Annotated in this window: 14 protein-coding genes; 6 read left to right on the top strand and 8 right to left on the bottom strand. The window is 43.5% G+C overall.

Features of this window, described 5'->3' with window-relative positions; genetic code table 11:
* Positions 1-104: 104 nt before the first annotated feature.
* The 4 genes from L1D23_RS00080 to L1D23_RS00095 form a co-directional block, all read right to left on the bottom strand.
* Positions 105-1,250, bottom strand: a complete 1,146-nt coding sequence (locus tag L1D23_RS00080) for an MFS transporter (RefSeq protein WP_275667183.1) — start codon at positions 1,248-1,250, stop codon at positions 105-107.
* A gap of 25 nt (positions 1,251-1,275) precedes the next feature.
* On the bottom strand, positions 1,276-2,817 hold the full coding sequence (locus L1D23_RS00085; protein WP_239863547.1) for an ABC-F family ATP-binding cassette domain-containing protein: 1,542 nt from the start codon (positions 2,815-2,817) through the stop codon (positions 1,276-1,278).
* A gap of 481 nt (positions 2,818-3,298) precedes the next feature.
* Positions 3,299-4,327, bottom strand: coding sequence for a methionine synthase (locus L1D23_RS00090; protein ID WP_239863549.1), 1,029 nt, complete (start codon positions 4,325-4,327; stop codon positions 3,299-3,301).
* 29 nt (positions 4,328-4,356) lie between these two features.
* Positions 4,357-5,331, bottom strand: coding sequence for a DUF1852 domain-containing protein (locus tag L1D23_RS00095; RefSeq protein WP_239863550.1), 975 nt, complete (start codon positions 5,329-5,331; stop codon positions 4,357-4,359).
* A gap of 404 nt (positions 5,332-5,735) precedes the next feature.
* On the opposite strand from L1D23_RS00095, the gene L1D23_RS00100 reads away from it, so the two are divergent.
* Positions 5,736-6,416: a DUF1826 domain-containing protein gene (locus tag L1D23_RS00100; protein ID WP_239863551.1), complete on the top strand. Its 681-nt coding sequence runs from the start codon at positions 5,736-5,738 to the stop codon at positions 6,414-6,416.
* A 74-nt stretch (positions 6,417-6,490) separates the two neighbouring features.
* On the opposite strand, the gene L1D23_RS00105 is transcribed toward L1D23_RS00100, so the two are convergent.
* Positions 6,491-7,033, bottom strand: a complete 543-nt coding sequence (locus tag L1D23_RS00105; protein ID WP_239835831.1) for a nuclear transport factor 2 family protein — start codon at positions 7,031-7,033, stop codon at positions 6,491-6,493.
* 148 nt (positions 7,034-7,181) lie between these two features.
* On the opposite strand from L1D23_RS00105, the gene L1D23_RS00110 reads away from it, so the two are divergent.
* The 5 genes from L1D23_RS00110 to L1D23_RS00130 all read left to right on the top strand — a co-directional run bounded on the left by L1D23_RS00110 (position 7,182) and on the right by L1D23_RS00130 (position 11,945).
* Entirely contained in the window at positions 7,182-7,571 is a 390-nt protein-coding gene (locus L1D23_RS00110; protein ID WP_239835833.1) for a helix-turn-helix domain-containing protein, read from the top strand.
* A 646-nt stretch (positions 7,572-8,217) separates the two neighbouring features.
* Entirely contained in the window at positions 8,218-8,769 is a 552-nt protein-coding gene (ectA, locus tag L1D23_RS00115) for a diaminobutyrate acetyltransferase (protein ID WP_239865314.1), read from the top strand.
* A gap of 15 nt (positions 8,770-8,784) precedes the next feature.
* Complete coding sequence (ectB, locus tag L1D23_RS00120; protein ID WP_239863552.1) at positions 8,785-10,053, top strand: diaminobutyrate--2-oxoglutarate transaminase; 1,269 nt, start codon at positions 8,785-8,787, stop codon at positions 10,051-10,053.
* A gap of 14 nt (positions 10,054-10,067) precedes the next feature.
* The gene (locus L1D23_RS00125) at positions 10,068-10,454 is read left to right on the top strand and encodes an ectoine synthase (protein ID WP_239835838.1); all 387 of its coding nucleotides are present in this window, start codon (positions 10,068-10,070) and stop codon (positions 10,452-10,454) included.
* A gap of 66 nt (positions 10,455-10,520) precedes the next feature.
* Positions 10,521-11,945 carry an aspartate kinase gene (locus tag L1D23_RS00130; RefSeq protein WP_239835839.1) on the top strand — a complete coding sequence of 475 codons (1,425 nt, stop codon included), beginning with the start codon at positions 10,521-10,523 and terminating at the stop codon, positions 11,943-11,945.
* An 82-nt stretch (positions 11,946-12,027) separates the two neighbouring features.
* Here L1D23_RS00130 and L1D23_RS00135 read toward each other — a convergent pair whose 3' ends face one another.
* The 3 genes from L1D23_RS00135 to L1D23_RS00145 all read right to left on the bottom strand — a co-directional run bounded on the left by L1D23_RS00135 (position 12,028) and on the right by L1D23_RS00145 (position 13,949).
* Positions 12,028-12,318, bottom strand: coding sequence for a putative quinol monooxygenase (locus L1D23_RS00135; RefSeq protein ID WP_239863553.1), 291 nt, complete (start codon positions 12,316-12,318; stop codon positions 12,028-12,030).
* Positions 12,319-12,348: 30 nt separating this feature from the next.
* Complete coding sequence (locus L1D23_RS00140; protein ID WP_006961689.1) at positions 12,349-13,008, bottom strand: nitroreductase family protein; 660 nt, start codon at positions 13,006-13,008, stop codon at positions 12,349-12,351.
* A gap of 293 nt (positions 13,009-13,301) precedes the next feature.
* On the bottom strand, positions 13,302-13,949 hold the full coding sequence (locus tag L1D23_RS00145) for a MurR/RpiR family transcriptional regulator (RefSeq protein WP_239865322.1): 648 nt from the start codon (positions 13,947-13,949) through the stop codon (positions 13,302-13,304).
* Between the last annotated feature and the right edge of the window lie 66 nt (positions 13,950-14,015).

The raw sequence follows: 14,015 nt of genomic DNA on the forward strand, positions 1-14,015 counted from the left end.
GTCTAATACAACAAGGCTCCTTGAGTGACTTGCTTCAATAGGTAACCTTTAAAGGAGATGAACATCAAAGCCGCCTTCGAAGAGGGCGGCTTTGTATATTAGGTTTAGGCTAAGTTTCTTGGCACTGGTTTCAAGGCCGTCATTGCTACCCCAAACAGAACCACAGCCAACAATGCCATACCCATTGGTCCTTCAGTGTAGGCAAAGCCAGCGACACCAGACCAAATGGCCACACCTAAGTGCATCATGGTCATTGCTAGCGACATCAACACACCGCGATGCTGAGTAGACAGCTCTGCTATATAGCCTTGTAAAGCGGGAGAGCCTATGCCACCTGCCAGTGCCCATAAGGCCAGCGGAAATAACAGAACGTATAGGCTTTGTGTTGGCAGCAGATAAAACCATACACTGACGATCACGCAAACTCCTAAGGCGATTCTCATGAGTTGGCGTCCGTTTCCTAGGCGCTTAGCCAGTCTAGGCATGAGTAAGTTTCCTATCACGCTGATGCAACCTAAAATCGTATACAAACTGCCAATGACCCACATCGAAACTCCCTGCGTATCTTTTAGGTGTTGACCAATCAAGTTAAATAGCCCAATACCACCGCCTAAGCCGAAACACATGGCAAGTAGTGCCCCAGCAGCCCCAGGTATCTGCCAGACCTTGCCAACGTGATGTGCATTTTTAGCTTCTATCGCTTGCCGGCTAGGTATTTGCCTCTGCATGGATATATAGGCCAATGCTGCTGCAACAAACCATGCGCAGAAACCGAGCAGTAAAAACGCGGCTCGCCAAGATAATACTTCAGCTAAAACAGCACCCAGGGCTGGGCTGGATATCATTCCCAGTGTCAGACCAGATTGCACCCAAGCAATTTGTTTCATCGCGTCCTCACCGCTGGAGTCAGCTGCTAACGCAAAGGCAAGTGGTAACATGCCAGCACTTGCCAGCCCAGTGGCTATTCGCGTTATCAGCCCTGCTTCAAAGTTGTCCACAAGGCCAGTGGCAATAGACGCCAAACCAAATAGTAGGCAGGCTGGAATCATGATCTTAAGTCGCCCATAACGATCGGAATATGCCCCTAGATAGGGAGCAATCGATGCAAGTGCAAGGCTATAGGCTGTGATGTATAAAGTGACGCGCTCAGGAGCGACACCGAGATCTTTTCCTATTGGAGTCAGAATTGGCCCTAGCATCAGCTCATCTGCACCAACTAAAAATGCAATAAAAAACAATAGAATTTTCATTTTTATTCTTTAAGTTAACGCAGAGTTAGTGACTGTGCATCGTTTGGATATTGATCACTTTATCTGGCCATCCGGCGACAAACTCTCGTTCATGAGACACTAAAATCAACGTGCCTTTGTAATCTATTAGTGCTTGTTGCAAAGCCTGTTTCACACTGGCATCTAGGTGTGTGGTGGGCTCATCCAGCACCAATAGATTTGTTGGCTGTAAAGCTAAGCGGCACAGCTTCACTTTGGTTTGCTCCCCTCCACTGAGTGAGTGAATTGGCTGTAATGTCAGTTTTCCAGATAGGCCAAATCGAGCTAAGTGCTGTCGTGCTGCTTTGTCATCTAAGCCATGGCAGGCTGATCTGACTAAACTTACCGGCGTTGCCTGCGGGTCGTACCAATGCAACTCTTGCTCGAAATAGCCCAGTTTCACCCCTTGTGATATGTCGATATTCCCAGCAATAGGCGTAATCTCGCTGACCAGTGTTTTGATCAGCGTGGATTTGCCAATACCGTTAAAACCAGCAATGACCACCTTTTCTCCCTGCAAAATATTGAAATCCATTTTAGGTAGTAACGGCTTGCTATAACCAATTTCCAGATCTGTGGCAGCTAAGACTTGATGTACACTGTGCGAAGTTGACTGGAATCTTATTGAGACAGACTTCTTCTGCTCCGGAGCGCTCAGCCGAGTCATTTTGGCCAACTGCTTTTTCCGACCATTGGCAATGCTCGCATTCACTCCAGCGCCATTTTTGGCGATAAACCGCTCCAGCTTGTCGATATGTTTTTTTTGTGCGAGATATTGCTTTGTATGAGCGGCGTCATCATTGGCTTTTTGTTCCATGGCTTTGTCGACGTTGCCGCGATATTTGCGAATTTGCTGATGATCAATATCGCAAATCCCTGTCGTGATCCGGTTCAGAAAAGCTCGGTCATGCGATACCACCATAAATGCACCATCGAAGCTGCTCAGGAACTCGGCCAACCAGTCAACGTGAATGGTATCGAGGTAGTTGGTTGGTTCATCGAGCAACAATACATCAGGTGAAATCAGCAGCAGAGAAGCCAGCATTACTTTGTGTCGTTGCCCACCACTTAACTCTCCTAGCGGAGTTTCCATCCCAAACTGAATAATGCCAAGCCCGTCGGCAACCGCATCAATCCGATTGTTTATGGTATAAAATGCTTGGCTTTCCAGAGATGCCTGAATTTCGGCGGCTCGGGCTAGAGAGCTCTTCTGCATACATTTCTCAGGGCATGCGTAGATCGCCATCATCTCGGATTCAAGGTTGAATAAATCGGCAAATGCAGTGTGCAGGTAGTCACGAACAGTCATAGCTGAGCTCATTACAGCATGCTGATCTAAATAGCCTATTCGCACAGCCGGCTGCCACGTGATGTCACCGCCATCAGGTAATAAGTCCGACTGCAACAGTTTCAATAGTGTGCTCTTACCGACACCATTTTTCCCGGTTACCCCGATATGTTCGCCCGGAAAAAGCGTAAAACTGGCATTCTGGTAGAGTGTTTTTTCGCCAATGTGATACGTAAGATTTTGAATTGTAAGTATACTCATGGTTTTATATCCATAAAAAAACGGGGTCGGTATTGTTCATACCGACCCCGTCACAAGAATTTGCTTCAAGAAATAATGCTTCTGAATCTCAGAAACAACAAGGGCCGGCGATGAAGGTCATCGTCGGCCCGCTCTCTACTTTTTAATCAGATACACCTGCAGCTCCTGAAAAAAAACAGGAACGTCATAGTCGGTAATATCTGATGAAGATTTAAAAGAGTTTCAGCTCCGAGCAACACTTCATCGTGTTAATGCGCGGAGCTCACTCGTCTGACAAAATTCTTGAATAGGATATAAAGCATAGTAGAGAAGTCAAAATTCGTTATCCGGCGGAAGATACCCAAATGTAGATTAGGTGTCAATCCTTCACTCAATGATGATATACACTCGCTCTATTCGTTCCCTATAAATAGGAGAACATGAAGTTACCAGATAACCAATGGTTTGTGGCTAGATAACGATAATCTCAACCACCGGATATTTAAGATAACAGCTCTTTTCTGACCAGCTCAGCGCCTGCACTTAGGGCTGTAAGTTTACCGCGTGCGACTTCGCGAGGTAATGGAGCCATACCGCAGTTGGTGCAAGGGTAGAGCTTGTCTGCATCAACGTATTTGAGTGCCTCTCTCAGTGTTTCTGCGACCTGTTCAGGCGTTTCAATACTATCCGTCGCAACGTCAATCGCGCCTACCATTACTTTCTTGCCTCGAATCAGTTCTAATAACTCAATCGGTACACGAGAGTTATGGCACTCCAGTGAAATAATATCAATATTGGACTGTTGCAGTTTAGGGAAGATTTCCTCATATTGCCTCCATTCATTCCCTAAAGTTTTTTTCCAATCTGTATTGGCTTTGATGCCATAGCCGTAGCAAATGTGAACGGCTGTTTCGCATTTAAGTCCTTCGATAGCACGTTCTAAGCAAGCGATGCCCCAATCGTTGACATCATCAAAGAAAACATTAAATGCTGGCTCATCAAATTGGATGATATCGACACCTGCAGCTTCAAGTTCTTTCGCTTCTTGATTGAGGATTTTGGCAAACTCCCAAGCGAGTTTTTCGCGACTTTTGTAATGATCGTCATACAGAGTATCGATCATGGTCATTGGGCCAGGTAACGCCCACTTGATGGGTTGATCCGTTTGCTGACGTAAAAATTTAGCGTCTTCGACAAAGACGGACTTTTGGCGGCTGACTGGGCCGACAACCGTTGGAACGCTGGCCTCGTAGCGGTTGCGAATTGTTACGGTTTTACGGTTTTCGAAATCAACACCACTCAAGTGCTCGATGAAGGTTGTCACAAAGTGTTGGCGAGTTTGTTCGCCGTCACTAACAATATCCACACCCGCATCTTGTTGCTCTTGCAACGACAATCGTAGCGCGTCTTGCTTGCCATCGGTAAGTTCGTCACCTTGTAGTTTCCAAGGTGACCAAAGCTTTTCCGGTTCTGCCAACCAAGAAGGTTTGGGTAGGCTGCCTGCTGTAGAAGTTGGTAATAGTGTTTTCATAGTAAGCCTTTCTTTATTCTTATCAGTTGTTACGCGTAATTTGCAGACCATTGCTCAAGCACAGCTTGATATGGCTTGATGAAGTGCTCTTGAGCAAATTTTCCCTGCTCAATTGCTAAGCGGCTGCGCTCTTCACGGTCATAGACAATCTGTGTTAGTGAATGGTCACTATTTTTTAAACTTGGTTGATAAGCTTTACCGGCTACGGCATTGGCATTGTAAATCTCTGGGCGATAGATTTTCTGGAAAGTTTCCATCGTACTGATGGTACTGATCAACTCCAAGTTGGTGTAATCATTCAACAGGTCGCCAAAGAAATAGAAGGCGAAAGGAGCCACACTGTTCGGCGGCATGAAATAACGCACTTGTAGCCCCATTTTCTGGAAATATAGCTCTGTTAGGGACGATTCATTTGGCTCATATTCGTAGCCTAATACAGGGTGCTGATTGTCGGTGCGATGATAAGTCTTATTGTCAGAAACACTTAAGCAAATCACAGGGAGCTTTGTGAAATTCTGCTTGTATATATCTGAATTAACAAAGTGCTTAAACAACTTGCCATGAAGTTCACCAAAGTTTTCTGGGATGCTGAACTTCGGCTTGCCTTTATTATGGTCAAGGAGAAGAACACTAAAATCATAATCTCGAACGTAGGAAGAGAAGTTATTCCCCACAATGCCTTCGATACGTTCCTCTGTTTTGTGGTCGACAATATACGTTTTGAGTACTTCAATCGAAGGGAAGCTTTCGCCGTTAGCTTCAATATCCATATCCACAGAAACGATTTCAAGTTCAACTGAGTAACGATCGCCATTTGGGTTATCCCAATGAGCCAGTGCATTAAAATTATTGTCAATCATCTTCAATGCATTGCGTAAATTCTCCTGGCGACTTTCGCCTCTTGCCAAATTAGCAAAGTTAGTTGTTATGCGTGTGCTATCAGATGGTCGGTAATTTTCATCGAGGCTAAGGCTCTTGATAGTAAAGGTGAAGTCTGTATTCATGGTGATCGTTATCCTATTTCCTTAGATGAAAGCTGAAGTCATTTCTTACTCTTTGCATTGCTGAATGCTCTAGACAGCTATTTATTCATTTTTTAATTCTGTCTGGGTATAAGAGTAGATTCCTTTATAACTTTGTTCTGGACTTGAATAACAATGGTATTAATTCAAATTCATTGTGAAATAAATTCATGTTCCCTGTCTTTCTGGATCATTGAACGTCCACTCCATTTCAAACCCTGTAATCATGATCTCTTGACCTTCACTATGAGTTTTAAGCTCTAGCCAAGAGTTTGGGTGTGCTTGCAGCAAGGTTGAAACCTAAGGTCAGAAAACAACTATTGGTAAACTTAATTGTTATGTTATAACGTTCTATTTTTGGTTTTGTACAACACAGGAGAGAGATAATGAATGTGGTTTTAGCCGAGCCCATTGTAGCGGGTGATGCAGTTCAGACGATTGGTGGATCTCATGCTCGCTTAGATAGACAGCCAATTGTGTTAAGTGATATCTATCAAGAGGGGGTCAATATAGCGGTCTGGCAACGACGTTTCGATGAAGACTTTACCAACTTGATCAGTCAATATATCGCTGCGAATCCAACCATTAGTAAGTCTTTAACTGTCTCCCCTTCAAATGCATTTGAGACTCTTGACTGTGCGACTAATGGGCAAGCACCGGAATCCTTGTTGAAAGACATGGCTCAGCTTGTTGATATGTTCTGCTATTTATTTGATTTGGAAGAGGTAGGAGTGCGATTTGCAACATTAAGTACTGCGATGTGCCCGCGATTCCATGTTGACCAAGTGCCATGTCGCCTTGTGACTACCTATCACGGTGCAGCAACTGAGTGGCTACCTAACTCTGCTTTAGATCGTTCAAAACTGGGCCGTGGCAGTAATGGTCAACCTGACTCTCTTTCTGGTTTGTATCAACACGAATCCGATGTACAGCAACTGCATTGTGGTGATGTTGCCTTGCTTAAAGGTGGTCGCTGGGAAGGTAATGAAGAGACAGCGCTAGTTCACCGTTCACCTGCCATTCACCCTGAACAACCTCGCTTTATAATGACACTCGACTTTGGCTAGATAACGAGATTAGACAAGTAACCCAAGGGGCGAAGAACGCCCCATTTAGGCTGTGTAACTGGGTAACTGGCCAATTAGAATACGCCATTTGAGTTTTGGATATCCCCTCCGCTAATCAGTGAGTAGACCCTCATTGAAAAATCCAGAGCTTGGATTGAGTCCCAATGTTCGACGATTCTGCCATCTTCAAGTCGCCAAGTATCAATAATATTCATACCTTTCTCATCATTACCTCTATCTTCTTTGTTGAGTGTGGCATGAGAGTGGAAAATGACATAATTGCCATCCACATAGATATGTTTTACGTCATAGGTATAGTCAGGGTATTCCTCAACAAACTCACGTAAGAAATCGACTAAGCCGGTGACTTTATCCGGAAGGTTGCGGTTATGCTGAACATAAGTGCTGTCGTTGTAGTGCTCAAGAACATAATCAAAATTATGATTGTTCATTAAGTTTTGCACAAAATCAGTAATCAGTTCGGCATTTGCACGTTCTTGCTCTGTCCAATTTGGCTTTTGCAAGCTCGTTATATCAATCGTTATTTTATCTGATGACTGTGCATAACTTATTGTACTTATTAGTAAAATAATAATAGATGTCATTGCTTTTAACATGGGGACTCCTGATGTTGATGTCTTATTTTGGTATACATTGATTATTATGGTAATTAATAGTAACCTGCATGACAATAAGGTACTAAAGGCTACGCTAGGCACATTTTGGTAACCTATGAAGTATTCTGAAAAGACAAGGAGTGAGAAATTGTCAGCTCAAGCTAAACCAGAAAGAAGAGTTTTCTACAACAATCAAGAGTGTGCTGTTCGTAACGTTGTGTCCCAAATTGGCGACAAATGGTCACTACTCATCCTGTTTGCTCTGGTAGATGGGGCGGATAGGTTCAACTCTTTGAAATCTAGGATAGAAGGCATATCTCAAAGAATGTTGACTCAAACTTTGAGAGATTTAGAGCGTGAAGGCTACGTCAATAGAACCGTCTATCCTGAAGTGCCAGTAAAGGTAGAATATTGTTTAACGGATATGGGGCGAGAACTGGTGAAGCCTCTATATCAATTAGTCTGTTGGGCAGATGATCACAGGCAGGAGATAGAGTGTGCTCGTCAAGCTTATGATGAGAGAGCAAATAAGCGTTAGTGTGTTGCATTGCTCTGCTATCAATCTCGCTGAGCAGCCCTTTTCTATATGTGGGCGATGTTAGGTAAACTTTTCGTTAGGAGGATATCTGTCTAGGAGGGCGATATCTTCCACTGTGGTGAGTTTAACGTAATGGATTGCTCAAGGTTGGTCTATTTAGTGTTAATCGCCGAACTGGGTTAAAACTCATATAATTCAATTGGTTATATTATTTATATGCCTCTCTTTATCAGCTAACGTTTTGGTTTTTCAACGTCCAAAGCGATTATTTTATTATTTCGCCCTCTAAGTAAGTTTTATCCTCTATTATCGACTGGCTTATGAAGAGTCAATCGTATTTCATTTTTCTATTATTAATTTTTTATTAATTTTTAATGTCTTAAGTCTAATCTTGATGAAAAGCTTCATCGTGCTCATTTTTATTTTCATACATAATCCTACTCTTTCTTTGGTTACTTATCATTTTTAATGTTTAAAATTCGAAACATTAGATTTCTAATCTATTTTCTGGTCGTGCTCTTATTTTATTGTGTGATTTTGGTCACATAAATTAAGTTTTTGAGGCTGTTTTCTTGCTTTGTTCGCTATTTGATGCACGATAATAAGCAGTGAAATTGTTTAGAGTACAAAGTAAATGCATATTCCTATGATCGCAGTGGCTCCTTGGGTTGCTTTTCCTGAGATTGACGAAGAGTGCCAGCACTTCGGATCATTCAGTGTACCTAGCGCTGAAGATGGTCATGATATTTTCAAGCTTATTGCCCAGTGTCCGCCATTGGATACCAATTCTTCTTATTGCAACTTTTTGCAATCTACCCACTTTCGCCAAACTTGCCTTTTAGCACGCTACAAAGGTGAGATCTCAGGTTTTGTTTCTGGCTATCGCAAGCCGGAAGAGCCCAGCACATTGTTCATTTGGCAGGTGGCTGTTGCGCCTAATTTTCGCGGAAAGGGCCTAGCGCTAAGAATGATCGATGCCCTTTTAGCGAGAGATGCTCTACAAAATATTACGGCAATTGAAACGACCATTACCCAAGATAATGGCTCTTCTTGGGCACTGTTCAAGAAGGTCGATGCTCGGAATGGCCTTCAGGGAAGCATTTCAACATTTCTCGACCAAAACACACATTTTAAAGGGGAGCACGATACTGAATATTTGTATCGAATTCCGCTCAAAAACACTCAAACCACAGGATAGATAAACGGTCTAATCATGGATATTTTTGATAAACAAGAATCACAAGTACGTTCTTACTGCAACAGCTTTCCGGTCGTTTTTACCAAAGCAAAAGGGTGCTGGCTGGAGACGCAATCCGGTGAAAAATACCTAGATTTTCTTGCTGGTGCAGGGTCACTCAACTACGGTCACAACAACCCGATATTTAAACAAGCTTTGCTTGACTATATTGAAGCTGATGGAATTACACATGGGCTTGATATGCACTCAACGGCTAAGTCAGATTTTCTTAATGCATTGAAGCAGAATATATTTGAGCCACGAGGCCTTAACTACAAAGTCCAATTTACGGGTCCTACAGGCACTAATGCTGTTGAGGCTGCTCTTAAACTAGCGAGAAAGGCAAAAGGAAGGAGCTCAATTGTTGCGTTTACTAATGGTTTTCACGGTTGTACGTCTGGTGCGTTAGCAGCAACCGGTAATCAGCATCATCGTCAGGGGGCGGGAGTCAGTTTAAACAATGTCACGCGTATCCCTTTTGAAGGCTATGCGGATATCGATGGCTTAAAATTGTTTGAAACGATGTTAAATGATAACTCTTCTGGTCTTGATAAACCTGCCGCAGCACTTGTAGAAACGGTTCAAGGCGAGGGGGGGCTCAACGCAGCTTCTGACAAATGGTTACAGCGCCTGAGCAAAATCTGCTCGCAGCACGATATTTTATTAATCGTCGATGATATCCAAGCGGGATGTGGACGTACCGGCACCTTCTTTAGTTTTGAATCCGCAGGTATTAAGCCAGATATGGTCACGCTATCAAAGTCCATTGGTGGTTATGGCCTACCAATGGCTATTGTACTGATGAAGCCTGAATTAGATGTTTGGAAACCAGGGGAACATAACGGAACTTTCCGTGGTAATAATCATGCCTTTGTTACCGCAACCGCTGCTCTCAAGGCTTATTGGTCGGATAGCGAACCATTTGAAAAGCATATTGAAAGTTGCTCTGCCCTCGTGTCAGAGGTTATTGACTCCACTCTAGCTCGTTACCCTAGCATGTTTGTTAAACAGAAGGGGCGAGGAATGATGATTGGTATTGAGTGTAGCAATGGTCAATTAGCCAGCGATATCGTCAAGACCTGTTTTGATAATGGATTAGTGATTGAAACCGCTGGGCCTGACGACGAAGTGGTGAAATTTTTCTCCCCACTCACCATCACGGAGTCTGAACTCAAACAAGGGCTAGATATTTTTGAGCGTTCTGTTGAGTTTGTTATCCAGCAACAATTTAAGAAAGCATCGTAATTAGGGAGAAAAAGATGATTGTTCGTACACTTGAAGAATGTCGAGATAGTGAGCGCAGAGTAGCTTCAGAGACATGGGAAAGCGTCCGTATGTTGTTAAAAGATGACAACATGGGGTTTTCTTTTCACATCACAACGATTTTTGAAAATACAGAAACGCATATCCACTATCAGAACCATTTAGAATCGGTGTATTGCATGAGCGGCGAAGGAGAGATTGAAGTCGTTGGTGGTAAAACTTATGCAATAAAGCCCGGCACTCTTTACATCTTAGATCAACACGATGAGCACTATCTTCGTGCCTATGAGGGAAAAGAGATGGTGATGGCATGTGTATTCAACCCTCCTATTACAGGTAAAGAGACTCATGATGAAAATGGCGTATACCCTCTCATCGATTAGAAGCTCTAATAGCTAGGCTTGTGGGCCTAGCTATTACCCACTCCTCCAGTTTAAAAAGGCCCTAACATGACCTATACCGTAGAGAAAATCGGCGGTACTTCAATGACCGCGTTTGATGCTGTTTTAGATAATATTTTGATTAAGAAAAGCGAAGAGGAAATGTACAACCGTGTATTTGTTGTTTCCGCTTACGCAGGTATCACTGATGCTTTACTCGAATGCAAAAAAACCAGCAAAGCAGGTGTGTACCAATTGATTGCTAAGAGAGACGATGCTTGGCAACAAGCTCTTGATGGTGTTGAACAAAGAATGTTACTCACCAATGAGAATATTTTTGCTGATCCAATGAATCGCTTACGCTCAGATAAGTTCATTCGTTCTCGAATTTCGGAAGCTAAGATATGTATTTCTAACATACTGGAAACGTGCCAATACGGTCAGTTTTCACTTCGTCATTACCTCCCTCAAATTCGTGAGTTTCTTTCTTCAATCGGTGAAGCCCACAGTGCCTACAATACGGCACTCAAGCTGAAAAACATGGGGGTGAATGCAAAGTTTGTTGACTTATCAGGTTGGGATACACAGGCTCCTATTAGTTTGGATGAAAGTATTCTTGAAGCATTTTCAGACATTGATGTCACTCAGGAGCTACCTATCGTCACGGGTTATGCGTCTTGCAAAGAAGGCTTGATGTCTACCTATGATCGCGGCTACAGCGAAATGACGTTTAGCCGAATTGCGTCATTAACTGGAGCAGATCTTGCGGTTATTCATAAAGAATACCACCTAAGCTCAGCTGATCCTCGTGTTGTTGGCTCAGATAAAGTGCTCCCACTAGGGGAAACAAACTACGATGTGGCTGATCAACTTGCGAACTTGGGTATGGAAGCTATTCATCCCAATGCTGCCGCTGGTCTTCGCGAAAGTGGTATAGAGCTTCAAATTAAGAATACATTTGAGCCTCACCACCCGGGCACTCTGATCTCTGGTGTTTTCCGTCCAACCATGGATAAAGTCGAAATTATTGCAGGTAAAGAGAAAGTTTTTGCTTTACACCTTTTCGATCAAACTATGGTGGGATGCGTTGATAATGTCAGCTATGACTTAATGCAGATCATTACAGATGCTCGTGTGAGATTGGTAGGTAAAGAGATGAATGCGAATTCAATGACTTATTATCTGACGGGTAGCACAGATGCATTGAATACCGTGTTATACAAGACAGAGAAACGTTTCCCAGATGCCAATATTAAAGGTCGAATGGTGGCCTTGATATCAACTATTGGCTCCCAGTTTGATACAAATGAAGCATTAACGAAAGGGCTGTTGGCGTTGATGGAAAAAGGCATAACCCCGATTGCTGTCCACTCATCGATGAGAAATGTGAATGTACAATTCGTTGTTAATGATGATGAATACCATACCTCTATATGTGCTTTGCACTCTGTATTCTTTGAGCCGAGCTCTATTAAGAAAGCGCTAATTGCCTAGTGAGTGTCCTCTTATTTGACATTAAATATGGGGATGATGTGTTGAAGCCGCGCAAAGCGGCTTTTCTATCTTGATAGCATAGTTAGGCAATATGCGTCATACGGTTGATCGTGAATGTTTCTACCGCGCCGTCAACAGCTGCGACGTAGTCAGCGATATGTGAGCTGGCGAGATGCTTATCCAGTGCGGCTTCTGACGTCCAGTTTTCATGGAAAACGAAATGCGTTGGGTTGTCGTTGTCTTGATGCAGATCGTAGTTGATGCAGCCATCTTCAGCGCGTGTTTTGTCGATCAGTTTGATCAGTTCAGCTTTAACCAATTCAATCTGGCCTTCTTTGGCAATGATATTGGCGATAATCGTTAACTTGCTCATGTGCTTACCTTTTCGTCAATTTCTGATGCTTTACAGTGTCGTGATGACGTCTTCTAGAGGCAGGCGCGCTTTTGGCAGACCGTGGTTATAATCCTCACCGTCTTTGTGATAACCCAGTGCTAGAGCAAAATCACACACAAAGCCTTCTAACTCTTCTTTGAATTCTTCACCGATTAGCTCTGGGTCTACCCCTTCCATAGGTGTCGAAGCGATGCCCATACGCGCCAATGTGTGTAGCGTATTACCTAGTGCGATATAGGTTTGAGCTTTTGTCCAATTACCGTTGAAACCTGTCTCATCTGTGTTGAGTTCCGCAAAGCCGAACGCACCGTTTAACATGTCATTGTATCGCTCTGCTGGCAGGTGGCCAGAGGTCACTTCTGCATCGACCACTTTTTTGTAGTTGTCTTTGGTAAAGCGAGGGTTGTGAGCAAACAAAATCGTATGAGACGCTTCTTTGGCATGCGGTTGGTTGAACTGGTGCATGTTGGCAAACGTGTTGTGGAAACGTTGTTTTGCTTCGTCACTCTCAAGAACGATGAACTTCCAAGGTTGTGAGTTGATAGAAGAAGCAGATAAACGAATCGCTTCTTTAATGACTTCCATATCTTCAGCAGAGATACGCTTACTTGCGTCGTATTTTTTGGCTGTGTAACGAGTGTTTAGATCTTTGATGATTGGGTGAGTCATGTTGGCTCCTAGTTGAATTTAGATAATTGCATTAGGTCTCACGGACCGCTCGGACGATGTTGAACCCTTATTTCAAGTAAACGAACAAGCTCAAAAACTCGAAGACTTCGATATGAACAATGTCGATGGGCGTAGATTAACGACATTGAAGAAGGGGAGAAATAGCGAAAACTTCCAATCATTATGGAAATAAGTGTCCATAATTACTTGGCAAGGATTAATGCGATGCGTTTGGTTTCAGGCAGGGAAAACCAACAGCTGCGAATTAGGGGAGGGTGTTATGCGGCGGTAGACTAGTGCGTCAGTAGCTCGCGGCCAATGGCATCGACCAATTCTAGAATATGGATTTGCGATTCGCGGCTATATGGTGAGATACCATCGACTTGCTCGGCAAGACCTAAGTTGGTGCTGGCAATCCCCGCGAGTGTTGACCCTGTATGGCTGATCGCAAATACCTTCAAGCCTTTGCGTTTTGCATTGTGGGCCATATCCACCACAGACTGCGTTTCTCCCGACTTGCTGATCAACATAACCGTACCACTTTCGGCGCGGGCCAGTTGGTGGATATCTGTGATCACTAGGTGAGGAACATTTGCCAAAGAGAGAAATCGTGAAAGGTAAGAGACGCTGACAATCGAGGCACCACGGGAATATAGGTACACCACAGGCGACTGATTTAATGAGTGAGCGATTTTTTCGATGCGTTGAATCTGGTCATCTTCTTCAATCACAGACTGCGTCTGCTTTTTCAGATCATCGGCGAGCTTGTACCTGAGCTCAGTGTAACTGGCGTAGCCCATCTTTTTACACACACGATTGACTGAGGTCGTCGTCGTGAGTGCTTTGTTCGCAATGGTTTTCGCGGAGATCTCGGCCAGCTGACTCGCGTGGCTGATCAAGTACTCATAGATGACACGCTCAATGCCTTTAAATGTATTCATCGCATACAATTTTAGTAATGAAATTGTCATTATTAGGCGCTAACTGGCAAATATTTTCCTTGATTG

Source organism: Vibrio sp. Isolate24 (assembly GCF_022398215.1).
Lineage (GTDB): Bacteria > Pseudomonadota > Gammaproteobacteria > Enterobacterales > Vibrionaceae > Vibrio > Vibrio coralliilyticus_A.